General features: G+C 43.0%; 20 protein-coding genes. 8 read left to right on the top strand and 12 right to left on the bottom strand.

All coding sequences use genetic code 11. The annotated features are described in order from the left end of the window. Positions 1–9: 9 nt before the first annotated feature. Together treF and PSH50_RS14415 are read left to right on the top strand one after the other, a co-directional pair. A complete protein-coding gene (gene treF, locus PSH50_RS14420; RefSeq protein WP_273609805.1) occupies positions 10–1512 on the top strand; it encodes an alpha,alpha-trehalase TreF in 1503 nt (500 codons plus the stop codon). A 172-nt stretch (positions 1513–1684) separates the two neighbouring features. Then, entirely contained in the window at positions 1685–2374 is a 690-nt protein-coding gene (locus tag PSH50_RS14415) for a response regulator transcription factor (protein ID WP_064387111.1), read from the top strand. 130 nt (positions 2375–2504) lie between these two features. Here PSH50_RS14415 and PSH50_RS14410 read toward each other — a convergent pair whose 3' ends face one another. Genes PSH50_RS14410 through PSH50_RS14395 form a run of 4 tightly spaced genes read right to left on the bottom strand, consistent with a single transcriptional unit; the run spans position 2505 to position 5631 of the window. Continuing rightward, positions 2505–3278, bottom strand: coding sequence for a CsgG/HfaB family protein (locus PSH50_RS14410; RefSeq protein ID WP_004587046.1), 774 nt, complete (start codon positions 3276–3278; stop codon positions 2505–2507). Further along, complete coding sequence (locus PSH50_RS14405) at positions 3278–3703, bottom strand: curli assembly protein CsgF (protein WP_004587047.1); 426 nt, start codon at positions 3701–3703, stop codon at positions 3278–3280. The genes PSH50_RS14410 and PSH50_RS14405 overlap by 1 nt, the downstream gene beginning before the upstream one ends. Next, complete coding sequence (locus PSH50_RS14400; protein WP_004587048.1) at positions 3693–4091, bottom strand: curli production assembly/transport protein CsgE; 399 nt, start codon at positions 4089–4091, stop codon at positions 3693–3695. The genes PSH50_RS14405 and PSH50_RS14400 overlap by 11 nt, the downstream gene beginning before the upstream one ends. Positions 4092–4128: 37 nt before the next feature. Further along, complete coding sequence (locus PSH50_RS14395) at positions 4129–5631, bottom strand: curlin (protein ID WP_273609804.1); 1503 nt, start codon at positions 5629–5631, stop codon at positions 4129–4131. A 571-nt stretch (positions 5632–6202) separates the two neighbouring features. Between PSH50_RS14395 and PSH50_RS14390 the strand changes: the two genes are divergently transcribed. After that, complete coding sequence (locus PSH50_RS14390; protein ID WP_273609803.1) at positions 6203–8704, top strand: S8 family serine peptidase; 2502 nt, start codon at positions 6203–6205, stop codon at positions 8702–8704. A 254-nt stretch (positions 8705–8958) separates the two neighbouring features. Here the strand turns inward: PSH50_RS14390 and puuE are convergent, their stop codons facing one another. From puuE to xdhA, 8 genes are read right to left on the bottom strand one after another with little or no spacing between them, the layout of a single operon-like run. Next, complete coding sequence (gene puuE / locus PSH50_RS14385) at positions 8959–9897, bottom strand: allantoinase PuuE (RefSeq protein ID WP_273609802.1); 939 nt, start codon at positions 9895–9897, stop codon at positions 8959–8961. A 1-nt stretch (position 9898) separates the two neighbouring features. Continuing rightward, positions 9899–11104, bottom strand: coding sequence for a urate hydroxylase PuuD (locus tag PSH50_RS14380; protein ID WP_273609801.1), 1206 nt, complete (start codon positions 11102–11104; stop codon positions 9899–9901). Positions 11105–11108: 4 nt separating this feature from the next. Further along, complete coding sequence (guaD, locus tag PSH50_RS14375) at positions 11109–12467, bottom strand: guanine deaminase (RefSeq protein ID WP_273609800.1); 1359 nt, start codon at positions 12465–12467, stop codon at positions 11109–11111. Between the two features lie 2 nt (positions 12468–12469). Continuing rightward, positions 12470–12808 carry a hydroxyisourate hydrolase gene (gene uraH / locus PSH50_RS14370; RefSeq protein ID WP_273609799.1) on the bottom strand — a complete coding sequence of 113 codons (339 nt, stop codon included), beginning with the start codon at positions 12806–12808 and terminating at the stop codon, positions 12470–12472. Then, positions 12805–13305 carry a 2-oxo-4-hydroxy-4-carboxy-5-ureidoimidazoline decarboxylase gene (uraD, locus tag PSH50_RS14365; protein ID WP_248443438.1) on the bottom strand — a complete coding sequence of 167 codons (501 nt, stop codon included), beginning with the start codon at positions 13303–13305 and terminating at the stop codon, positions 12805–12807. Before uraD ends, uraH begins: the two co-directional genes overlap by 4 nt. After that, the gene (gene xdhC / locus PSH50_RS14360) at positions 13302–14192 is read right to left on the bottom strand and encodes a xanthine dehydrogenase accessory protein XdhC (RefSeq protein ID WP_273586950.1); all 891 of its coding nucleotides are present in this window, start codon (positions 14190–14192) and stop codon (positions 13302–13304) included. Before xdhC ends, uraD begins: the two co-directional genes overlap by 4 nt. Continuing rightward, complete coding sequence (gene xdhB, locus PSH50_RS14355; protein ID WP_273609798.1) at positions 14185–16524, bottom strand: xanthine dehydrogenase molybdopterin binding subunit; 2340 nt, start codon at positions 16522–16524, stop codon at positions 14185–14187. Before xdhB ends, xdhC begins: the two co-directional genes overlap by 8 nt. Further along, positions 16511–18010, bottom strand: a complete 1500-nt coding sequence (gene xdhA, locus PSH50_RS14350) for a xanthine dehydrogenase small subunit (RefSeq protein ID WP_273609797.1) — start codon at positions 18008–18010, stop codon at positions 16511–16513. Before xdhA ends, xdhB begins: the two co-directional genes overlap by 14 nt. 200 nt (positions 18011–18210) lie before the next feature. On the opposite strand from xdhA, the gene PSH50_RS14345 reads away from it, so the two are divergent. From PSH50_RS14345 to PSH50_RS14325, 5 genes are all read left to right on the top strand, one after another. Further along, positions 18211–19770, top strand: coding sequence for an ABC transporter ATP-binding protein (locus tag PSH50_RS14345; RefSeq protein WP_273609796.1), 1560 nt, complete (start codon positions 18211–18213; stop codon positions 19768–19770). Further along, positions 19767–20870, top strand: a complete 1104-nt coding sequence (locus tag PSH50_RS14340; protein ID WP_248451954.1) for an ABC transporter permease — start codon at positions 19767–19769, stop codon at positions 20868–20870. The genes PSH50_RS14345 and PSH50_RS14340 overlap by 4 nt, the downstream gene beginning before the upstream one ends. A 2-nt stretch (positions 20871–20872) precedes the next feature. Further along, positions 20873–21799: an ABC transporter permease gene (locus tag PSH50_RS14335; protein ID WP_273609795.1), complete on the top strand. Its 927-nt coding sequence runs from the start codon at positions 20873–20875 to the stop codon at positions 21797–21799. 66 nt (positions 21800–21865) lie between these two features. After that, positions 21866–22933: a BMP family ABC transporter substrate-binding protein gene (locus tag PSH50_RS14330; RefSeq protein WP_273609794.1), complete on the top strand. Its 1068-nt coding sequence runs from the start codon at positions 21866–21868 to the stop codon at positions 22931–22933. A gap of 78 nt (positions 22934–23011) precedes the next feature. Then, on the top strand, positions 23012–24388 hold the full coding sequence (locus PSH50_RS14325; RefSeq protein ID WP_054981699.1) for a uracil-xanthine permease family protein: 1377 nt from the start codon (positions 23012–23014) through the stop codon (positions 24386–24388). The last annotated feature ends 9 nt before the right edge of the window (positions 24389–24397 follow it).

Genomic DNA, 24397 nt, shown 5'->3' with positions numbered 1-24397 from the left:
AGGATTGTTATGAATTTTTTTGAGAGCCAGTTATTTAAAGATGTACAGACCCAACATATTTTTGATGACTGTAAAACATTTGCAGATGCAACTGCACGAAACAGCTGGCAAAGTGCGTGTAAACACTACGAGCAAGTAGCACCGCTTAATCAAGCCCAATTAAAAGAGTTTGTAAATGCTCACTTTATTACGATCCCCTTACTCCGTATGCAAAGTGAGCCAGATACCGCAAGCGTTAAACACTACATTAACTCTTTGTGGCATGGTTTGAGACGGGCGGCTGATAAACCTAAAGCCGATTCTTTATTAGCATTAAAGCATAGCTACATTGTGCCTGGTGGGCGTTTTCAGGAAATATACTACTGGGATAGCTACTTTACAGCGCTTGGCTTAATGGATGCTAATAAACCTGAAATTGTTGAAGATATGCTGCAAAACTTTATCGACCTTATAAACGATTATGGGTGTATTCCAAATGGCAATCGCAGTTACTACTTATCGCGTTCACAGCCACCTATTTTAGCGCTTATGGTTGAATTACTATGGCAGCACGAACACAACAAAACCAATAATGTAGCGTGGCTTGAAAAATGTGTTGATGCGCTTGAAAAAGAGTATGCGTTTTGGATGCAAGGCGCAGAAGAGCTTACTAACGAGAAAACGACACTAAGGCGAGTTGTAAAAATGCCATGCGGTGGCAAGCTAAATCGTTATTGGGACGATGAAGCAACCCCTAGGGCAGAATCCCTGAGAGAAGATCTGACACTCGCAGAGGGCTTAGCTGAGCATAAAAAGCCCGACTTTTATCGACATATACGCGCAGCGTGTGAATCAGGCTGGGACTTTAGTTCTCGCTGGCTAGCTGAGCCTGATTCACTTAGCTCTATACAAACGACCGATATAATACCCATTGATCTTAATTGTTTGCTTTATAACCTAGAAAAACAGCTTAGTAAGTTTAATAAGCTGCTAGGTAATAGCCAACAAGCCGATTTATTTAGCGACTACGCAGCAGCTCGCCGCACACTGATTAATAAATACATGTGGAGTGAGCAACAACACTTTTTTGTTGATTATAATCATCACAAAGCGAGTCAATCTAAGGTGTTAAGCGCTGCCGCAAGTACTGCATTATTTTTTAACTTAGCGTCTGAGCAACAAGCTCAACATATTGCCGAGCGACTAAGCCGCGACTTTTTAAAGGCTGGTGGCATAGTTACTACCGTTACCTCTACATCACAGCAATGGGATAGCCCTAATGGGTGGGCTCCGCTGCAGTGGTTTGCTGTAAAAGGGCTTAATAATTACGGTTTTAGTGATCTTAGTAAACGTATAATGCAAAACTGGCTAACAATGGTAGAAAACGACTTTTCTGTTAATCAGTGCCTACTAGAAAAATACAATGTGTGCGTGCCTCAATTAAAAGCAGGGGGCGGAGAATACGTAGTACAGCAAGGTTTTGGCTGGACTAACGGGGTTACCTCACGCTTTTATACGTTATGTGAGGACTGATCAGAGCAGTATTTTATATGAAAATAATTCATTCATTATCATTAAGTTATTGTAACTATTAACTAAATATAATTGGTGATTGTTTTATGCCGTGTATGAATAATACCAAGGGCGCATTGTAAGTTGTTAATAAATTCGGTAATGTGGTGTAAACATTTCAAGGAAGAAATCTATGCTACAACCACACGCCGTTTTTGTAAAAACCACGTTTCAATCTTCTTTTCACTGTGAAAGCTACACAACTATATTAAAAACCATGCAAGCTATTTTTGGCGATATTAAAATGGACGACGTGATCCCTAAAAACGAGAAAAGGGACAAGTTTGATTTATTTTTAATTGATGGCGCTAAAAATAACTGGTTAGATTTGCTGCCTGCCGACTTAATTTGCCTCGCTAAAAAGCATAAAGTTGTCTTATTTAATGTAGAGCCCAATGCCGTGTGCGAAAAAAACCTACTGTTAAATCATTTCAATGGTGTGTTTTATAAATCAGATGCACCAGAAACTATTTTTAAAGGGCTAGTTAGAATAACCGCAGGCGAGTTATGGTTTACGCGAAAGGTTATATCAAAAGCGTTTTCAGATATTCTCTCGGTTGCCTCTTCGTTTAATAGCCTACAAGAAGATATCACCCTAAAAAAAGGGGATTATGCGCACCTTACTAAACGTGAAAAATCGGTTATTCACTTAATTGCTCAAGGGGCGAGCAATAACGCCATTGCCGATAAACTTAATATAAGTGACCACACCGTTAAAACGCATTTGTATAGTGCCTTTAAAAAAACCAATTCTCGTAACCGTGTTGAATTGGCAAATTGGGCTCAGCGTTACATATCGGTTTTATTACCTATGGCTAAGTAGTTATAGCAATTTTTTAAAACACGATTGTTGTATACACTCATATAAAAAAGGCTACATCATGTAGCCTTTTTAGTTTTTAAATTATAGCCTTATACCAATTCGCTTAATCAAGTGTTATTGCGCATTGGTATTACGCTGCTTTTTGTGCCCACAAGCCTCTATCAATTCCTTTTGTAATTAAGTCTGTGAGTGCTTTTTCAATGGCTTGGGTTACACATATGCTCATCGGTTCGTTATCACTAAAGCCGGCTTCGGCTTCGGCTAAGCGTTTGTAGCTTACGTACCTAAAAAATCCTGCACGCATTTCTTGGCTAAGTACTTTTTTGCTGGTGGCTACGCTAAGTAATACTTGGCCGGTGCGAACATCAACTGCGCGTAAATATATAGATATTGCATCTTCACGGTATAACTCAGAGGCGCCAATACCAAAGTATTCCATTCCTAAACCGCCTGTTTTTACATTGGTATCGTAGCTAATAATACCGCCTTCTAAAATTATTTTAGCGGTTGTTAGGGGCGGTAAATCTGGTTGGTTAGGGTTGTCAGATTGGCCTGCACGAATAATTTTTCGCTCTGTTAAAATATTTTGTAAGCCTTCGCGTTCAACCGGTGTAAACCAATCAGACTCGTGCAGTGCTTGCACTAAAATAGAGTTAGCACCTTGCGTTACTGCCGTTGAAAACGAGCTAACATTAGTTTGCGGCTTGTATTGGCCTGTTTGATCTCTAAACGAGTACACAGACACAGGGATACTGCCTACAGGTTTAGGTAAGTTTTTTAAATCACTAAATATTTCAGTGGGTTCTAATGTGGTGGCGACTTGCTGTGAGGGAGGGATTAAGTTTCCCATACTTGAGCAACCAGTTATGGCTAATAGAGTTATTGTTATGAGTATTTTGCGCATTATCCAAACCTCGGAACTTCGATGATCACGACAGAGTCATCTAATATATTGGTTATTTTTACTGTAATAGTGTCGGTTGTGCTGGTGATGACTTCTATTTGATAATCGCCACTCATGAATATTGAGTCTTGGTCAAATAGGCTGTCTTCAATTTCTTCGCCAAACGCCATATCGGTAATTTCTCTTACCATGCGGTTTAAATACGTGCGCTCTAATGAGTCTTGAAATTGCTCGGCGTAGCCTTTTTCGATGGTTGGGGCTTTGTGTTTGTTTTGCGCTTGCGCTTTACTAAGCAGCATAGTGGCATTGAGTGGGTTACCACCAAAGCTTGGGTTGATTGGGGTATAAATAATTTCAGTTGCCGAGGCTGAAAAACTAAGTGTTGTTATTATTATAAGTGCTATTTTTTTCATTTTACCATCCATTTACTGCCATATCGGGTGACGATGTTGCCATATTTGAGCGTGCCATCGCGTCTATTACAGTGTAAACAGCTTGCTCAACGCGTTCGTCGAGGGGCGCTAATCTACGTCCTAAATAGGTTACATACACGAGTTGGTTATTCATAATTAGCGAAAGCTTTGTGCCAGCTTTTGGTATTACTGTTTCTCTTATTTCTATATTAAAACCAGCGGTTGAAGGGAGATCTCGCCAGTAATTTGAAAACTCGTAATAAAATTGATGGCCAAAACGACTAATGCTTCTATCAAGCAGTAAGCCATCTATTTCTAGTTCTTGCGCAGCATTGCTTAGCGAAGAAAAAAACAGAAAAAAACTCAGTAGGTAGTAACGTAAGAGAATATTTATTTTCATAGTAAAATGGGGAGGGTTAACCTCCCCACCTCAATAATTACATTTGCGTAATTGTTGCTGTGTTGCCATCACCAATTTGCGTAACAGAAACCGTGCTGTCGTAGCCAATTACTGAGCCTTCAACAAGGTTATCGTTACCTACTTGAGTAACTGTGAACGATACGTTTTCACCGCCCACTAAAAAGGCTGACTGCTCAACGCCGCTTACCCAGTTACCTTCACCTTCTTGTGAAATATCAATACTGTGGCTACTACCTTCAACCATCATATCGACTAGGTTTAACATGCCATCTTGCGCAATATCGATTTGGTTATCGTTACTATCTAAAATACCCGCAAGCGTAACAACTGCTTCGTTTTGAGCACCACTTTGGGCAATATCAATATCGTTATTGTTTGATGTAAGCGATACATCAGGGTACGACGATTGCACCAGCATGACGTTTTCATCACCAGATTGAACTAAATCAACATCGTTATCTGTGCCGTTAAAGTTAGCAAGGTGAACAGAGTTTAAGTCGCCAACTTGAGTGGTTGAAAACTCATTATCAGAGCCAATTACACCCATGTAAGATTCGTTAAAGTCACCGTTTTGTAGTGAAGTTAGCTCGTTGTTATCGCCAATTAAATCGGCTGTCATTAAGTTTTCAGCGCCAACTTGCGTTGCTGTCACTTCGTTATTTGCACCTTCAAATAAGTTTGATTCAATTGTATTTAATGAACCTTCTTGATCTAAATCTATTTGGTTATCATCGCCAACAACAGCTGCAAACGTTACTGCATTTGTTAAGCCATCTTGCTCAATTTCAATTTCATTTGCATCACCAGAAATTGAACTAAATGCTACAGCGTTACGGTCGCCGTTTTGTTCAACATCAAGTTCGTTGTCGTTACCTTGTAAGCTGCTTACTTTAAAGGTATCCCAGTAGCCGTCTTGAACTAAATCAAGTGTGTTTTCATCGCCTGAAAGCATAGTGATTTCTGCTTCATGCCATTCACCCTGTTGTAAAGACATGATTTCATTTGCATTACCTTGCATATCCATGTTGTAGAACCAGTGGCCGCCGCTACCTTGCTCTACATCAATAAGGTTGTCATCACCGGTTACGATGTTAATCGCTTCGTTATTTACGAAAAAGCCTTGGCCAAATTGGCTAACAAATAACATGTTGTTGTTACCTGTTACCTCAGAAATAAACCCATTAGCAACGCCATCTTGCGAGTACACTTGCATGTTGTTATCGCCAGTTGTTGTTACTTCGGCATAATTCCCAAATTGGCTTTGCACAACTTCAGTGTCGTTATTGTTACCAGTTGTGGTCACAAGCATGGTGTTGCTGTCGCCTTCTTGATAAAGAAACGCGTTATTTTCATTTGAAGTTTGGCTCAGGGTTAAGCTGTTTTCTAGACTCTCTGTAGATACCTGTGTACTTAGTTGCGAGCTAGACACTGATTTGTTTTGTGTATCTGCGTGTGAGGCAAAGCTGGTACCGACTGCTAATGCAACAGCGCAGCTTAAAAGTGTTTTATTCAACTTCATTATTATTCTCCTTGAAATAGTAAAATCAAATACCTTAAGTGTTATAAATTTTAATAAGATATTTTCGCTCAGCATGCCGTGCTGAAATAATGGTGTGATCCACTGTTAATTTGATTTTGTAAATCGTTTGTTATTACAAATGCTAAGTTCAAGCCTGTCATTTTTATTAAACATAAAGTGGCTAAACTTTTTTGTAAGAACACCTTCACTGTATTCTCCCCGGCGAAGGACTTAAATCATCTTTTTTTACCAATTTTATTTTTTCTGTATTTCATAAAGTTATAAAAAAGTATCCATATAGGAACAAAACTAGGAAGGAAAACTAGTAAAAATGTTTGGTCCTTAAAAAGGTAAAAATGGCGAGTGGTATTTCATAAAAATGACTGTGTTGTATGTTTTTTTGTTAATCAGTCTGGTTAAAAATGTTGATTTTTAGTTGTTTGTTATTTTTTGACTTGTGTAAATCCATATTTATTAGTTTTCTAGTTCTATGCCACGTGATCCTCTTGTATTTGAAGTTGTAAGTAAACTTACTTAGTACGGCTAAGTTAAACCAACTATGGATAGAACAATGAAAACAAAATTATCTATTATCACTCTTGCTTTACTCCCGTGTTTAGCTGCTGCAAAACTACCTGATGCAGGTGTTAAACACCCTGTTGTAGCAAGTAGTGATGCAGTAATTGTTAAATACAAAAAAAATGCATCAGCACAAATGCGTAAACAAGCGCGTTCGTTAGTTAAAGCAACAATTTCAGATGTAAATGCTGATGAAATTGATGATAACTATAAGTCTTTACTTTCTGGGCGGTTAGCTAAGTTTAAAATTTCGGGCATGAGTACTAAAGAAGCCATTGCGCGCTTAAAATCTCACCAAGCGATTGAATACGTTGAGCCTGATTACCAAGTAAGCATTGCTCAAACGCCTGATGATCCGCGCTTTGATGAGTTATGGGGTTTAAATAACGACGGCCAAACAGGCGGTACTGCTGATGCTGATATTGATGCAGTAGAAGCATGGGATATTTCTACAGGTAGCCGCGATGTTGTGGTAGGTGTAATTGATACCGGTATTGACTATAGCCACAGCGATTTAGCTAGCAATATGTGGGTTAATAGCAGTGAAGTGCCTGGAGATGGCATCGATAACGACGGTAACGGCTTTGTAGATGACGTGCACGGTATTAATGCAATTACCAACACTGGTGACCCTATGGATGATGAAGGCCATGGTACTCACGTATCGGGCACCATAGGCGCAAGCGGTAATAACGCAACAGGTGTTGTAGGCGTTAACCACGAAGTATCGATGGTAGGGTGTAAATTTTTAGATGCTGCAGGTAATGGCTCAACATCAGATGCAATTAAGTGTATTGATTACATGGTAGGACTTAAAAATGCCGGTGTTAACTTACGTGTTTTAAATAATAGCTGGGGCGGTGGCGGTTATAGCCAAGCATTAGCCGATGCAATTGCCTCAAGCGAAGCAGCCGATTTACTGTTTGTAGCGGCAGCGGGCAACGACACCATAGATAACGATGTAAACCCGCATTATCCTTCTAACTACGAAAACGCGAGCGTGTTATCTGTAGCAAGTACGGATCAAACCGATAATATTTCGTGGTTTTCGCATTATGGTTTAACCAGCGTTGATATGGGCGCCCCTGGTAGCGCAATTTTATCTACTACACCAGGTGAGAGCTATGCGTCTTACTCAGGCACATCAATGGCGACTCCTCATGTAGCTGGCGCTGCAGCGTTAGTGCTATCTATTAACCCAGAACTTAACACACAAGAGCTTAAAGAATTACTAATGAGCTCTGGCGATGCAAACGCTGCACTGCAAGGTGTAACGGTGGCAGGTACGCGCCTTAATGTTAACCAAGCACTTATTGATGCAGATCCTACACCTGGCTTTAAAATTTCAGCCAATCCACTTACGCAACAAATTGTAGCGGGCCAAGCTACAAATTACACATTTACCATTGGCTCAATTGCCCAGTGGGATGAAGAAGTAACGCTTGAACTATCATCAACATTAAGCGGCGCTTATTTGTCGGCTAGCACGGCTCGCCCTGGTGATGAAGTAATGCTTAACGTTGAAACCGACACTGATACACAGTGGGGTGAATACGAGCTAACCGTTACTGCAACAGCGGATGAAATTGTTAAACAGCAGTCAGTTAAATTAATGATTCAACCGGTAGGCCTAAACGACTTTACCTACAGCAGTAATGCAAGTGTTGATATTCCTGATAACTCGCCAGTGGGCGCCGTATCAGTAATTAATGTACCTGATGATTTAACTGTGTTTGGTACAACAGCGGATGTTGATATTACGCATACTTACTCAGGCGACTTAGTGGTTAAGCTAGTATCAGCACAAGGCACGCAAGTAACGCTACAAAGCAACGTGGGTGGTTCAAGCGACGACATAGTGAGAAGCTTTACGTCTGAGTCATTTAACGGTGAAGTGGCAACAGGTGATTGGACGCTACACGTTGAAGATACCGCAGCAGCCGATACGGGTACCATTAATACTTGGTCTCTTACATTAAGCGCTATTGGTGAAGTTAGCCCACAACCACCGCGTGCGGGTTTTGATGTAGAAACACAAGGCTTAACCGTTAACTTTACTGATTCAAGTACGGATGCAAACAACGATATTACACAGTGGAGCTGGGAGTTTGGTGATGGAGCAACATCATCTGATCAAAACCCAATGCATGTGTATGCAGCCTCTGGTAATTATGATGTTGTACTAACCGTAACTGACAGCGAAGGCAATACAAGCACATCAACGCAAACGGTTGTAGTAAGTGATGTAGAGCTTGAGCTTACCCTTAAACGCGCTAATAAATCTCGCCTTGATACTATGCGTGTAGATTTAAGTTGGGAACGTGTTGGCGCTGAGTCATTAAGCGTATACCGTAACGGTGAGCTGGTTGATACCACATCAGACAACGGCCGTTACCGCGACTACGTACGTGGTGCTACATTACCATCGTACGATTATCAATTATGTGTAACTGAAAATGTATGTTCTAACATCATTACAGTGTCATTTAACTAACTACTCCTAAAGTGACCTTAAGCCCAGCACTGCTGGGCTTTTTTTGTTTTACGATAAATCTAATAAGCTCTTAGAGTTTAGTTTTAACGGCTCACATCTAGGCTTTATTATACCAATGCGCATAATTATATGATCTATTTTGAGGATGGATAAACGTGTTGATAGCAAGGCAAAAAATTCGCTATTTAGTTGTTCTAAATGAGAATTTTTTAACGCAGATAGCGATACGTTTAGCCCCTGAAAATGATTAAGTACTATTGCGGATTGGTATTATACGGATGAGTTTTAAGCCAGTGTTCGGCTATTTGTTCGCGCGTGGCAAACCACACTTGCTCATGCGATTTAGCATATTCTAAAAACCGTGCAAGGGCTTTAATGCGCCCAGGGCGGCCAATTAAGCGACAATGCAGCCCTATCGACATCATTTTAGGGGCGTTTTCACCTTGTGGGTCGCCTTCCTCGTATAGCGTATCGAATGCATCTTTTAAATAATTATAAAACTGATCGCCGGCATTAAAGCCTTGCACTGCAGCAAAGCGCATGTCGTTTACATCAAGTGTATAGGGCACTATTAGCTGTGGCTTACCTTCTTTAATACTGTAAAAGGGTAAGTCGTCGCTGTAATCGTCGGCATCATATAAAAACGAGCCATTTTCTACCACAAGGGCTGCTGTGTTAGGGCTTGTGCGCCCGGTGTACCAGCCTGTGGGCTTTTTACCAGTAAGCGTTTGAATGACTTCAATGGCTTTTTGCATGTGCTCGCGCTCGGTTTGTTTATCTATATGTTGATAATTAATCCAGCGCAGGCCGTGGCTTGCAATTTCGTGCCCAGCTTCAACAAAGGCTTTAGCTACATCGGGGTGGCGCTCAAGGGCCATTGCCACAGCAAAAATGGTGACCGGTATATCGTATTTTTTAAAGAGTTTTAGTAAGCGCCACACGCCTGCGCGCGAGCCATATTCGTAAATAGACTCCATGCTTATGTGGCGGTCTTCTACATGGGGAGCGCTGACTATTTCAGATAAAAACGTTTCGGCTGCTGCATCACCATGCAGTACACAGTTTTCACCGCCTTCTTCGTAATTTAACACTACTTGCACGGCTATACGGGCTTTATTAGGCCAATTGGCATGCGGAGTGTGTGCACCATAACCAATTAAATCGCGCGGGTAATGTTTAAATTGCTCGCTCATATTACTGCTCCTTTTTTACTGCGCTAAGCCAAGTGCCAAGCAATTCGCGCTCTGCATCAGTCATTTTGGTCATATTTGCCAATGGCATATCTTTGGTAATAACGGCGCGAGTATGAATAAGTGCACTGGCTTTTTTTACATCAGCAAGTGAGTCGAGCTTAAAGCCGAGCGGCGCGGTTTGAAAAAGCTTTGATGTAGGTGTTTCACTGTGGCACTGTGTGCAGTGTTTATTAACAATATCCCACGCTTGTGCATCGCTTATACTTGCTTGTAGATCATTTTGTGCGTTTACAGAGCTACTTGGCCACGGTGCTATGGCTAGCATTAACGCAAAAAACGCGGCAATACCGCTTATTAGTACTGAAGGCTTATTAACACCTTGGTGCTTTAAATTAAAAAAGTGGCGTATCCACATACCAATAATAAAAAAGCCAATAAGCACTAACCAACCAAACTCATGGCTATAGGTATACGAAAAATGGTTACTTAGCATAATAAAAATAACTGGTAGGGTGGCGTAGTTATTATGGACTGAGCACTGCTTTGCTTTTAAGCCCGGCGCTGAATCAGGAATGCGCCCAGCTTCTATTTCGCTTACCATGTAGCGCTGTGCAGGCATAATAATGTGATATACATTACCGGCCATACAGGTACCAATTAATGCACCAACATGAATATACACTGCGCGGTCACTAAATAGCTGATCAACCCCATACGTCCATAACGCTAAAAAGCCTACACCTAGGGCAATAAATGCCTTGCCATTTTCAACAAGCGGGCTTTTACACAATAACCGATAAACACCATAGCCTAAGCCTATAAAACCAAGTGATGCACCAATAGCTGCAAACTTACTGAGCTCACTTTTACTGGCATCGAGTAAATACACATCTGCGCCCACATAATATAACAGCGTAAATAACAGCGCGCCGCTGATCCAGGTTGTGTAGGCCTCCCATTTAAACCAATGTAGGGTAGAGGGCATTTGTTCTGGGCCATTTTGATACTTAGCCACTTCGTAAAAGCCGCCGCCATGAATAGCCCATAAATCGCCTTTTATGCCTTTATCTCGTTTCCATTGTGGCGGTGTTTGTAAGTTATTATCAAGCCACACAAAATAAAATGAGGCGCCAATCCACGCTATACCTGCTACCACGTGAAAGTATCTAAACACCAAATGAGCAAGCTCAAATAAATAGTTTTCCATCGGGTTATGCCTCTTCTAAATCGGGTGTGGGTGCAAACTGGGTTTGTTGGTCGCGTTTATACACGCTTTTACCCATAATGTAGGTTTGTTCAATACAGCGGTCGTCGCCTAGCATCATCATGGCAAAAAGCTGTTCGTGAAGGGTTTTGGCATGGCCAATTCTGAACTTTAAAAACGAGGTGGCCGCGTAATCCATTACAATAAAGTCGGCCTCGCAGCCTTCATTAAAGTTACCTATGGTGCCTTCTAAATCAAGGGCACGTGCGCCGCCTAGGGTGGCTAAATAAAACCCTTTAAATGCTGAGAACTTTTGACCCTGTAGCTGCTGAATTTTGTACGCTTCGTTACCTGTTTGTAGCATAGAAAAACTTGTGCCTGCGCCAACATCGGTACCCATACCCACATTTATTCCATGCTCTTCACATCTCTTTAAATTTAAAAGGCCCGAGCCTAAAAATAAGTTAGAGGTAGGACAGTGCGATATAGCCGCGTTGTTATCTGCAAGGCAGCAAAGCTCGCGCTCAGATAAATGAATACTATGGGCAAATACCGAGCGTTTTCGCACCATTTTAGCTTGCTCGTATACGCCTAAGTAATCATCAGCCTCTGGGAATAACCCTTTTACCCATTCGCACTCGTCTTTGTTTTCAGATAAGTGGGTATGCAGGTAGGTGTCGGGGTATTCTTCTAATAATTGAGTACATTTTTGTAGTTGCTCTGGGGTAGATGTGGGCGCAAAACGTGGCGTTACTGCATAGCTTAATCTATCAACATTGTGCCATTTTTCTATCAGTGCTTTTGATTGATCGTAACTGGTTTGCGCGCAATCTGATAAGTCATCTGGGCAGTTTCTGTCCATCATTACCTTACCGGCAATCATACGTAAATTACGTTTTTGAGATTCGTTAAAAAACGCATCTACCGATTGCGGGTGCACAGTACCAAATACCAATGCGGTAGTGGTGCCATTACGCAGTAGCTCATCTAAAAAGCGATTAGATATGTCTTTTGAATAATGCTCACAGGTAAACTTTTTTTCAGTGGGGAAGGCGTATTCGGTAAGCCAGCTTAAAAGCTGCTCGCCATACGCACCAACCATTTCGGTTTGTGGTAAATGTATGTGCGTGTCTATCATGCCGGGCATTACCAGTTTGCCATCGTGGCGAATAATAGTGGCTGACTTATCAATGCTTGGCAGTATGTCTTGCTCGTAACCAAGGTTAACCACTTTGCCGTTTTGAATAACTAACACGCCTTTTTCAAAATAGCGATGGGCGCTTTCGCCGGCTATGGCGGGGTCGTCAACAAAATCGAGTATGTTGGCACAAATTACCGTCATTTTATTATTGTTGTGGGTGCTCATAATTAGCTGCCTCTGTACGTTGAGTAGCCAAATGGGCTAAGCAATAACGGAATATGATGGTGTTTTTCATCTTGTAATCTAAAGGTGATTTGCGCCTCTGGGTAAAACGCAGGTGTTTCTTGGTTTTCATAATAGCTGTCTAAGTCAAAAACCAGTTTATAGGTGGCAAATTCTAAGTCTGTGTTGAGCCAGTCGGTAATTCGCCCGTCGCTATTTGTTTTACCTTGAGCAATTAATTGCCACTCGTTATTAGTGAGTAAAAACAATTGTACAGCTACATTTTCAGCCGGTTTGCCTGTGCTGGTATCGAGAATATGGGTAGTGATAGGGCTTTTATTCATAGCAATGACTCCAATCTTATTTTTGTTATTTTGGCTTGTTCGCCCGCGGCTATATTAAGCTCTGTGCTGCGGGTGTTGTGTATGCGCTGCTCAATAAGTTCAAGCATTTGCTCAGCACTTTTACCACTGGCACACACAATAAATATAAAGCCAAATTTACTGAGGTATTCTTTATTTAGCGCAATCATTTTTTTAAGGGTTTGCTCGTTTGCTTTACTCATTCCTGATTGTTCGTGCCCCGCTTTTTGCGCTGTAGCGGCGTACTTTTTACTTAAAGTTGATAAATCGCCTATTTGCGGGTGGCCTTCAAAAGCGGCTAAATAATCGCTTTCGCCTAGGCTATCCCATACGCTTTGAGCGCTGTTAAATAAGTGCTCTTTATTTTCAAATGGCATGATATTTAGCATACCGCTTACCCAGTTAGGGGCGGCGCAACAATGCTCTAATGCTTGATGCGCTTGCGCTGCATTTAGGTTATTAATTTTTAAGCTACTCATGCGTTTTCTTCCTCGTGCGTGGTGCTAATTAAGGCATTTTTAAGTGCACGCCATTGCAAGCCTTGGCGTTTGGGCGCATGGGTTTGCATAGCCTGATAAAGGCCAATTAACTGCCCGCTAATTGATATTGCTACTTCCATAGGGAGCTTGCCCGTTACATTTTCAAGCCCGACAGGGCAGGTCATTTGCTTTATTTGCTCGGTGGTAAAATCGCGATGGGCTAAGCGCTGTTTAAAGCGTTTTGCTTTAGTATCTGAGCCAATTACACCAAGCCAATTAGCATCAGCGCGTTTAATAATGGCTTGTGTAAGTGCAAAGTCGAGCTGGTGGTTATGGGTTAATATTAAGTAATTATTAGCCTTTGGCGCGCGTTTTACTTGCTCTGTTGGTTCTTCATCAACCACTTTTATTACGTTATTAGGAATAACTTGTGGGAATACATCGGCGCGGCTATCTATCCAGCGTATGCGCATCGGTAATTGCGCCAATATACCAATAAGCGCCTGTGCTACATGGCCTGCGCCGTATATGTCGAGGGTAAAGCGCTCGCATTGCATGCACTCAAGCATAACAGTGGCAGCTCCCCCGCAGCATTGGCCTAAATTTGCGCCTAGGTTAAATTGCTCTATCACTTGGGCGGCCTCGCCTTTGGCAAGTAGCTCGCGTGCTTTTTCTATTACTACGTATTCAAGGTGACCACCGCCAAGGGTGTCGTAAATGTGCTCGCCGCTTATTACCATTTTAGAGCCTGTGCCACGTGGGGTTGAGCCATTGGTGCCAAGCACAGTGGCAATAACATAGTTAGTGCCGCTTTGTTCGTGCTCGTTGATAGCTTGCGCCCAATTTTGCGTATGAAAACCCTGAAACGATTCATTTAAATTAGCCATGTTGCTGCTCCTTAAACCAGCTAGCGGTTTGCTCAATTGCATTTAATACACGCTCAGGTGTGGCAGGTGTATCAAGTGGGGCGGTGTATTTGTAATCGGCCACACTGCTTATAGCATTACGAATAGCACTCCACACACTAAAGGCCAACATAAACGGCGGCTCGCCAACCGCTTTTGATCTAAATACGGTGGTTTCTGGATTGGCCGAGTTATATAAATTTACATTAAATTCGGCAGGGGTATCGCCAATTGCAGGAATTTTATAGTTAGCTGGGCCAAAGCTTGCAAGCTGGCCTTTATCATTCCATTGTAAGTCTTCGGTGGTAAGCCAGCCCATACCTTGCACAAAAGCCCCTTCAATTTGGCCTATATCAAGTGCAGGGTTAATTGAGCTGCCCACATCGTGCAGTATATCAACACGCGTTACGGTGTTTTCACCTGTCAGCGTATCTACTTCTACTTCACTGAGTGCTACGCCGTGAGCGTAGTAAAAAAATGGGCGGCCTTCGCCTTTGGCTCTATCGTAATGAATTTTAGGCGTGGCGTAATAACCGGTTGATGAAAGCGATATACGATTCATGTAAGCAAGGTTTGCAAGTTCGCTAAAGCTAATTTCGCCTTTGCTAAAGGTTATGAGGTTGTCTTTAAATACAATACTTTGGCTGTCTACCTCAAAGTGTTCGCTTATAAAGTGTATTAAGCGCTCTTTTATGGTGTTTACCGCGTTTAGCGCCGCCATACCGTTTAAGTCGGTACCGCTTGAGGCGGCGGTTGGCGAGGTGTTGGGTACTTTGTCGGTACGGGTTGCGCTTATGCTTACTGCGTCAAAATCAACACCAAAGCCATGGGCTACTATTTGCGCTATTTTTGTGTTTAAGCCTTGGCCCATTTCGGTGCCGCCATGGTTTAAATGTATCGAGCCATCACTATAAACATGCACGAGTGCTCCCGCTTGGTTTAAGTGTTGTACGGTAAACGATATACCGTATTTAACCGGCGTCATCGCAAGGCCTTTTTTTATAATAGGGGATGATGCATTAAAGGCTTTAATCGCCTCTTTTCGTGCCCAGTAATCACCCGACTCCTCAAGCTGGGCAATCATATCTTTTAAAATATGCTGCTCCACTGTTTGATGATACGGCGTAGTGTCGCGGCCTTTTTTGTATAAATTAAGTTTTCGGATCTCAAGTGGGTCTTTACCTAATTTAGCGGCAATGTCGTCCATTATTAGCTCCGCCATGATCATGCCTTGCGGGCCACCAAATCCTCTAAATGCAGTGTGGCTTACAGTGTTTACTTTACAGCGATTCCCCTTAATGGTGGCAGTTGGGTAGTAATAAGCGTTATCGGCATGAAACATGGCGCGGTCTACAATGGCATCAGACAAATCAGGGGAGTAGCCACAGAACCCGTTTACGGTTACATCAGCGCCTTCAATTAGGCCATTTTCGTCAAACCCTACATGGTATTGATTATAAAATGGGTGGCGCTTACCGGTAAGTTTAAAATCGTCGCTGCGAGCTAGGCGCATTTTAACGGCGCAGCCAAGGTGGTAAACAGCAAGTGCTGCAAGGCAAGCCCACGGTGCGCCTTGGGTTTCTTTACCGCCAAAGGCTCCGCCCATACGGCGGGTTTCTACGTTTACAAAGCTAAATGGCTTTTTTAAAATTTTAGCAACTAAGTGCTGCACCTCTGTTGGGTGCTGCGTAGAGCATTGCACATGAATCCCACCGTCGTTATCGGGCTGAGCAAGTGCTATTTGTCCCTCAAGGTAAAAGTGTTCTTGCCCGCCTATGTGTATTTCGCCTGTAAGCTGGTGAGCTGCATTATTTATTGCTTGCTCGCTATTACCGCGGTTAAGTGAATGTGGCGGCCTTACCCAGTGCTCTTTTTTAATCGCTTCTTTAATATCAAGTATGGGGCTGGTTTGCTCGCATTCTATAACCACTAAGCGAGCAGCGCGGCGCGCAATGGCGTAGCTTTTGGCAACTACTACCAGCACAGGTTGCCCGTGATATTGAATTTCGTGATTGGTTAATAGCACATCGCCAGGGAATACTGGGCCAATATCAAGCTTACCGGGTACATCATCAGCCGATAAAATACGCTTAACGCCTGCCACTTCAAGCGCTTTACTTGTATCTATTGATTTAATAAAGCCGCTGGTAATAGGCGCAAGCACAGGGTAGGCGTGCAAGCAGCCATGGGGCTCTGGGTTATCGTCGGCGTAGTTTGCATGGCCACATACTTGCTTTATTGCGCTTTCGTGATACTTAGATTGGCCAACACTTCCACCTTGGGCTTTTAGTTTATCCATTTCAAAGTGACGCATGTGAAATCCTCGTAATGGCAATGTTGTTATTATTTTTACTGCTTGGCTGTGCACCGCAAAACTCAATACCAATACGCTGTAGCAAGTTTTTGCTTACCGTAGTGCGGTAATGCGCGCTGCTGCGTACATCGCTCATGGGAGCAAAGTCATCATTTATAGCACTAGCGGCATCTATAAACGTGCTTACTTGCAAGGGGTGAGCATTAAGCTTTTGCTCTATGTGCGCGGCGCGTTTGGGTATTGCGGCCATGCCGCCCATGGCGCAGCGGGCACTGTTAATTACGCCTTGCGTTTGCTCTATAGACAGCACTAAACACACAGTAGATATATCATCTTCAAAGCGTTTTGAAATTTTATGACACGCAAGCTTTAACGAGTCTGGGCGTTTAGGTACGGTAATTTTGCTAATGACTTCATCGCTTTTAATGACTGTCTTTTTGTAATCAACAAAGTAGTCGGCCACGTTTATTGTACGTGTGCCTGCTGCGCTTAATAAATCTAAAGTGGCATTAAGTGCGATTAATAAAGGGGCTGGATCGCCAATAGGAGAGGCGTTTCCTATGCTGCCACCTAAGGTGCCACTGTTACGTACTTGGTTAGAGCCAAGGCGTTCAAACAGCTCCTTAGACTCTGGGTAGTAATCGTAAAAAGCGTCTACAAACTGGCTGTAAGGGAGTGCTGCACCAATATGTAGCTCGCCGCTGTTATCGGTTAAAGTGCACAGCTCACTGGTTTGGCTAAGCGATATAATAATATCGGGCAATAGCATGTTTTGGCTAAGCTCAATGGCAAAGTCGGTGCCACCAGCAACCAAGTGTGCCTGCTGGTAACGCGCTTTAAGCTCAACAAGTTGCGCTGCACTTTGCGGTAAATAAAACGTACGAGAGCCATTTTTTAAACAAGGAATGTCATCACCTATATTTAGTGATGCCTTAAATTGTGCCGCCATGGCAGAGTAAGGCTCATTTTTACGCTCGTAGCTATAAGCTTTTTCAACTGCAAGTAAAATAGGGCTGTAACCCGTACAACGACATAAATTACCCCCTAGCGCATGAATAGCGGCTTTTTTACCTGGGTAACTCGGGTTATTAATATAAAGCGCCAACATGCTCATTATTATGCCAGGGGTACAAAAACCACATTGCGAACCATGGCACTCAACCAATGCGCGTTGCACTGGGTGTAAATCGTTAAGTGTAGGGTAAAGCCCAGTTGTTACAGCCTCTACGGTTACTATGTGTTTTGCGTGTGCATTACCTAATAAAAGCAGGCAGCTATTCATGGTTTTATAGTGCCAAACTGGCTCACCGTTTGAATTTAGTTTTTCTTCGCCAACTAAAATTGTGCATGCGCCACAATCGCCTGTTGCACACCCTTCTTTGGTGCCCATTTTCCCTTTTTTGGTGCGAAGCCAGTCCAAAATGGTGAGATTCGGCGCGCATTCTTCTACTTCTATTGGCGTGTCATTTAATAAAAACGTAATCACACAGACCCCCTTAACTTTTATAAAGCCCTGATGTGTAAAGGCTTGGCGTATTTTTTTTCTTGTTGTTTTTAAGCAGGTAAGAAAAAAACTTTTTCATCTTGGTAAGTTAATTGCAGATACCATGCCATTGTTGACCGCTTGGTCAGCTAAGTTTCTAGGCTAGCTTATTTAACCAACAAGCACAAAGAAAGGTTTAAATAATGGACAATAAATACCGCCTTACTATGCAGGGAATGACAAAGCAGTACCCCGGATGTATAGCCAACGACGGCGTAACAATAAAAATAAAACATGGTGAGGTACATGCCCTGCTTGGTGAAAACGGCGCGGGTAAAAGCACGTTAATGAAAATGCTTTACGGTGTAGTTAAACCTGACCAAGGGGACATGTTTTTTAATGGTCGTAAAATGGACATAAAAGAACCCGCCGATGCCCGCGAATTAGGCATAGGTATGGTGTTTCAGCATTTTTCGTTATTTGAAACCCTAACAGTTGCGCAAAATATCGCGTTAGCGCTGGGCGATTTAGCAGGGCATAGCAGCACACTTGCCAGCAGAATTAGTAAAACATCGGCTAGGTACGGCATGCCGCTGGACCCGCATAGATTGGTGTCTACGCTTTCAACAGGCGAGCGCCAACGAGTAGAAATAGTCAGGTGTTTATTATTAGATATTCAACTGCTTATTTTAGATGAACCCACCTCGGTACTCACTCCGCAAGAAGTAGATGCACTGTTTAAAACCCTGCATTCGCTTAAAAAAGAAGGCTGCTCGGTGTTGTTTATTAGCCATAAGTTGCATGAAGTTATTGCGCTGTGCGACAGCGCCACTATTTTGCGCGCCGGCAAGGTAAGTGGGCATTGCATTCCTAAAAACGAAACCAGCGAATCAATAGCTCGCTTAATGGTAGGCGACAGCACACCAATAAGTAACCAAACGCGCAGAGCGACTGGCACAGGTGATTTTTTAACAGTCGATAACTTATCTACCAGTGCGCAGGCGTTATTTGATATTGCGCTTAAAAATATTAACTTTGCCGTACAACAAGGCGAAATAGTCGGTATTACAGGGGTTGCCGGTAATGGGCAGGAGGAGCTATTAAAGGCGCTTTCGGGAGAGGAGCCGCAAAAAAATAGCAACGCAATAAAATTTAAAAATACCGCTGTTGATGCGTTATGCCCTCTAAAAAGGCGCAGGCTTGGGCTTGCATGCGTACCCGAGGACAGACTAGGGCGCGGCGCAGTACCCGATATGGACTTAGTGCACAATGCACTCCTTACCAGTTTTGATAGTGGTTTAGTTAAAAAAGGCTTTTTAGTAAAACAAAAAATTAGCCAACTCGCCGACAAAATCATTAAAAAATACAACGTAAAAACCCCCAGCAACCGTACTCACGCAGCAAGCCTTTCGGGCGGCAATTTGCAAAAGTTTATTATTGGCCGAGAGGTTGAGCAAAACCCACAATTGCTGGTTATGTCGCACCCTACTTGGGGTGTAGATATTGGCGCGCAAGTTGCCATTCACGAGGCAATTTTAACGCTGCGCGACGAAGGCTGTGCAGTACTGGTTATTTCAGAAGATTTAGACGAGCTCTATAAAATTTGTGACCGTATTGGCGCAATTTGCGATGGCAAACTATCGCCTATTTTAAATACCGACTGTGTACCACTTGTGCAATTAGGGCAGTGGATGGCGGGCGATTTTAATCACGACACTAAAAGCAACACAGCAAAAATAACACCGCAAGGAGCGCTGGCATGATAAAGCTTGAACCCCGCGTAGAGCGCTCAAACACATGGAGTTATCTCTCTCCTGTTTTAGCCATTTTACTCACTTTAATAACAGGTTATGTGGTGTTTGCCTTATTAGGGCACGACCCGATTAATGCCTTATATACCTTACTCATAGCGCCTATTTCTGACTGGTACGGCGTTACCGAGCTATTAGTAATGACCATTCCAATTTTATTATGTGCCTATGGTTTAGCGCTGTGTTACAGGGCGTCGGTGTGGAATATAGGTGCTGAAGGGCAGCTACTTATTGGCGGCGTATGCGCCAGTGCCGTAGCTGTTAACTTTGTTGACTCTACAAGTTCCTTTGCCTTAGGGCTTACATTACTTGCAGGTATTGCCGGTGGCATGTTGTGGGCAGGCTTAGCTGCCTTTATGAAATTACGTTTAAACACCAACGAAATTTTAGTCACCATTATGCTCAATTACATTGCCGTTAATGTGTTGCTGTGGTCAGTACACGGGCCATTAAAAGACCCATACGGCTATAACTTTCCTGAAAGCGCCTTATTTGGCGATAGCACCTTACTACCGGTTTTATTTGAGGGTACTCGCCTTCATTTAGGGCTTGCATTTGCGCTATTAGCGCTGTGTGCCACATGGGTGTTTATTAGTAAAACCTTTGTGGGTTTTCAAATACAAGTACTTGGGCTTGATGCATCGGCGGCCAAAATGGCGGGCTATAAACGTGCGCTTTTAATTGCTGGTGTATTGGTAATAAGTGGCGGGTTAGCTGGGCTTGCAGGGGCTGGCGAGGTGGCTGGGCCTATAGGGCAATTAGTGCCGCAAATATCACCCGGTTATGGTTATGCCGCAATTATTGTGGCTTTTTTAGGGCGCTTACATCCGCTTGGGATCACCTTAGCAGGGCTGTTAATGGGGCTTATTTATATGGGCGGCGAAATGGCGCAAATAGAAATTGGCCTACCCAATGCCATTACCGGCATTTTTCAGGGCTTAATGCTGTTTTATTTACTCTCGTGCGATGTGCTTATTGGTTATCGCATTAAATTGTTACTGCCATTTAAACAACAAAAAACGCAGCTAACACCCATCGCACAGGAATCTTAAACATGGATTTAGAGGTATTCACAAATATTTTATACGCCACTATTCGCACCGGCACGCCTTTATTGCTGGTGGCTCTAGGTGAAATGGTATGTGAGAAAAGCGGCACACTTAACCTGGGGCAAGAGGGCATGATGCTATTAGGCGCGGTGGCAGGGTTTATAACCATGTACCAATGCGACAACCTCTTTATAGGCTTTAGCGTGGCTGCGCTTGTGGGGGTTATGGCGTCGTTAGTATTTGCGTTTGTAGCACTTAATTTAAATGCTAGCCAAGTGGCTGCTGGGTTAGCGCTAACTATTTTTGGCACGGGCTTGTCGGCATTTTTAGGCGTTGATTACGAGGGTAAAACCATTAATGCCTTACCCACTTTAGCAATTACAGGGTTTGAGCATATTCCGCTACTGGGCAAAGCGCTGTTTTCGCAAGATGCCATTGTGTATTTAAGTTGGGTATTAGTACTTGGTGCTTATTTATTTTTTAAATACCACAGGGCAGGGCTTGCGGTACGCGCCATTGGTGAAAATCCAGGCGTTGGTAATAACTTAGGCTTGCCTGTAATGCGTACTCGCTATTTAGCCGTTATGTTTGGCGGCGCAATGGCGGGTATTGCAGGGGCGTACCTATCGCTTGCTTACACACCCCTTTGGACACAAAACATGACCTCGGGACGTGGCTGGATAGCACTGGCTTTAGTGGTATTTGCAAGTTGGCGAATTGAGCGGGTAATGCTAGGCGCTTATTTATTTGGTTTTGCCAGCATTATGCACTTAGTGGCACAGGCGCTTGGCTTAGCGGTGGATTCTAATTTACTGGCCATGCTGCCTTATGGTGCAACGCTTATAGTACTGATTATGCTAAGTAAAAATAAACAAAAACTAAAAATGTACGAACCCATGTGGCTAGGTAAGCCTTGGCATAAGGGCCATTAAAATTTTATACAAAGAGTAACAATAAGCCTTCAACAGGATATTAAAAATACAACACGGAGAATAACAATGAAAAAACTAATAACAGCGCTTGGCGTAGCACTTAGCTTAGGGTTAAGCGCGAGTGCAATGGCAAAAGGCAGCGTAAAAGTAGGGTTTGTATATGTAAGCCCGATTGGCGAAGCTGGTTGGACTTACACCCACGATGTAAGCCGCCGATACCTAGAGGATAAATTTGGCGAAAAAATAAAAACCACCTTTGTAGAAAGCGTGCCAGAGGGCGCCGATGCAGAGCGAGTTATTACACAACTAGCCAAAAGCGGGCACGATTTAATATTTACCACCTCGTTTGGCTACATGAACCCGACCATTAAAGTGGCTAAACGTTTTCCTAACGTAAAGTTTGAGCATGCAACAGGTTATAAACGCGCTAAAAATGTGGGCACTTATTTTGACCGTATTTACGAAGGGCGCTACCTAACCGGTGTTATTGCTGGGCACATGAGTAAATCTGACAGTATTGGCTATATTGCCGCGTTTCCTATTCCTGAGGTAATACGCGGTATTAACGCGTTTACTTTAGGCCTGCGCTCAGTAAAACCTAACGCAAAAGTAAAAGTAGTGTGGGTTAATAGCTGGTTTGATCCTGGTAAAGAGCGCGAAGCTGCCGACAGTTTAATCGACCAAGGTGTTGATATTATTACCCAACACACCGACTCACCCGCCCCACTTCAAGCCGCAGAAGCCGCCGGAATATACGCGATTGGTTACCACTCAGATATGAGCGGCTATGGTAAAAAAGCGCACCTTACGGCGCCTGTGCATCATTGGGATGAGTTTTACGCCGAGCGCGTGCAGCAAGTGCTTGATGATAAATGGGAATCGCAAAATGTATGGAAAGGCATAGATGCCGGTATGACCCGCTTAGCGCCGCTGAGTAAAGACATTCCCGCCAATGTGGTTGCAGAGATAGAGGCGATTAAAACCAAAATTGCCAACGGCGAGTTTCATCCATTTAGTGGCCCAATTAACAACCAGCAAGGTGAGCTGGTAACTAAAGCGGGGCAAACAATTGATGATAAAACCTTACTGGGTATGGACTTTTATGTAGAGGGTGTTGAAGGGCAGCTTAAATAAGCGCCACTGTATTTAAACTAAAACCTGGGCAAGGCGTGTATACCTTGCCCATATTAAAGCGCCAAAAGGATGTTGACTATGTCAAACCAAGAAGCAATCTCAGAAGACATAATTTACGCAGTAGATGATAAACCAGGGCTGACCGAATCTTTTTTCGCTGCCCTGCAACATGTACTGGCAAGTTTTGTAGGTATTATTACGCCCACACTTATTATTGGTGGCGTGTTGGGGCTTGGTAGCGAAATACCGTATTTAATTAGTATGGCGTTGTTTGTATCGGGTGTTGGTACATTTATTCAGGCTCGCCGTGTGGGGCCAATTGGCTCAGGGCTGATTTGCGTACAAGGCACCAGCTTTGCGTTTTTAGGCACTATTTTGGCAACCGGTTTTACCGTAAAAGCCACTGGAGGCGGAAACGATGAAGTACTTGCCACCATTTTTGCTGTGTGTTTTTTAGCAGCCTTTGTAGAGATATTTATTAGCTTTTTTATAGAAAAGCTTGGCAAAGTAATTAAGCCTGTAGTGACCGGTGTGGTGATCACCACCATTGGGGTTTACCTCATTAAAGTAGGTATGACGGACATAGGCGGCGGGCAATGGTTGTTAACTAATATGCCTGAAAAGTTTGCCTCGCCAAGCAACTTAATTGTGGGTTTTTCGGTGGTGGCGCTGGTGGTATTACTAAATGCTAGCAAAAATCAGTGGGTAAGGCTTACCGCTGTAGTCGTTGCCATGTTAGTAGGGTGGTTACTTGCACTTATTTTAGGTATAGCCAAATTTAAAATGGGCGAATTTGATTTAATCGCCATGCCATTACCCTTTAAATATGGTTTTAATATTGATTTTGGCGCCATGATTGCCTTTAGCTTTTTATACCTAATTACCGCCATTGAATCCACAGGCGATATAACCGCAAATTGTGCGGTGTCTAAATTACCGGTAAAAGGCGCAAGCTATTTAGCGCGTATACGCGGAGGTATTTTAGGCGATGGCGTTAACTCAATGATTGCTGCCGCATTTAATACGTTTCCTAATACTACTTTTAGCCAAAATAACGGCGTTATTCAGTTAACCGGTGTAGCAAGTAGATACATTGGCCTGTGGATTGGTGTAATTTTGATTATTTTAGGGTTATTTCCGGTGATTGGTGCCGTGCTACAAAATATTCCTAAACCAGTGCTAGGCGGTGCAACGCTTGTGATGTTTGGCACAGTAGCTGCCGCAGGGGTAAAAATTCTTGCAAGCGAAAAAATAAATCGTCGTAGCTTACTTATTATTGCGGTGAGCTTAGGTATGGGGCTAGGGGTTAGCTTTGTGCCCGAAATGTTTATAAATGCGCCTAAGCTGGTAACCGCTATTTTTGGCAGCGCTGTAACGGTATCGGGTTTAACCGCCATCGTTATGACGCTTGTTTTACCAGAAAATTATTCAGCAAGTACAGATCATCTTAACTAGACTAATAAA

This window comes from Pseudoalteromonas sp. Angola-7 (genome assembly GCF_028599255.1).
Classification (GTDB): domain Bacteria; phylum Pseudomonadota; class Gammaproteobacteria; order Enterobacterales; family Alteromonadaceae; genus Pseudoalteromonas; species Pseudoalteromonas atlantica.
Note: the sequence above shows the minus strand (reverse complement) of the source record. Positions and strands in the feature narration are given on the sequence as shown.

Coding starts and splice junctions, on each gene's coding strand:
- treF (WP_273609805.1), top strand. CDS start 10: ATGAATTTTTTTGAGAGCCAGTTATTTAAAGATGTACAGACCCAACAT.
- PSH50_RS14415 (WP_064387111.1), top strand. CDS start 1,685: ATGCTACAACCACACGCCGTTTTTGTAAAAACCACGTTTCAATCTTCT.
- PSH50_RS14410 (WP_004587046.1), bottom strand. CDS start 3,278: ATGCGCAAAATACTCATAACAATAACTCTATTAGCCATAACTGGTTGC.
- PSH50_RS14405 (WP_004587047.1), bottom strand. CDS start 3,703: ATGGATGGTAAAATGAAAAAAATAGCACTTATAATAATAACAACACTT.
- PSH50_RS14400 (WP_004587048.1), bottom strand. CDS start 4,091: ATGAAAATAAATATTCTCTTACGTTACTACCTACTGAGTTTTTTTCTG.
- PSH50_RS14395 (WP_273609804.1), bottom strand. CDS start 5,631: ATGAAGTTGAATAAAACACTTTTAAGCTGCGCTGTTGCATTAGCAGTC.
- PSH50_RS14390 (WP_273609803.1), top strand. CDS start 6,203: ATGAAAACAAAATTATCTATTATCACTCTTGCTTTACTCCCGTGTTTA.
- puuE (WP_273609802.1), bottom strand. CDS start 9,897: ATGAGCGAGCAATTTAAACATTACCCGCGCGATTTAATTGGTTATGGT.
- PSH50_RS14380 (WP_273609801.1), bottom strand. CDS start 11,104: ATGGAAAACTATTTATTTGAGCTTGCTCATTTGGTGTTTAGATACTTT.
- guaD (WP_273609800.1), bottom strand. CDS start 12,467: ATGAGCACCCACAACAATAATAAAATGACGGTAATTTGTGCCAACATA.
- uraH (WP_273609799.1), bottom strand. CDS start 12,808: ATGAATAAAAGCCCTATCACTACCCATATTCTCGATACCAGCACAGGC.
- uraD (WP_248443438.1), bottom strand. CDS start 13,305: ATGAGTAGCTTAAAAATTAATAACCTAAATGCAGCGCAAGCGCATCAA.
- xdhC (WP_273586950.1), bottom strand. CDS start 14,192: ATGGCTAATTTAAATGAATCGTTTCAGGGTTTTCATACGCAAAATTGG.
- xdhB (WP_273609798.1), bottom strand. CDS start 16,524: ATGCGTCACTTTGAAATGGATAAACTAAAAGCCCAAGGTGGAAGTGTT.
- PSH50_RS14345 (WP_273609796.1), top strand. CDS start 18,211: ATGGACAATAAATACCGCCTTACTATGCAGGGAATGACAAAGCAGTAC.
- PSH50_RS14340 (WP_248451954.1), top strand. CDS start 19,767: ATGATAAAGCTTGAACCCCGCGTAGAGCGCTCAAACACATGGAGTTAT.
- PSH50_RS14335 (WP_273609795.1), top strand. CDS start 20,873: ATGGATTTAGAGGTATTCACAAATATTTTATACGCCACTATTCGCACC.
- PSH50_RS14330 (WP_273609794.1), top strand. CDS start 21,866: ATGAAAAAACTAATAACAGCGCTTGGCGTAGCACTTAGCTTAGGGTTA.
- PSH50_RS14325 (WP_054981699.1), top strand. CDS start 23,012: ATGTCAAACCAAGAAGCAATCTCAGAAGACATAATTTACGCAGTAGAT.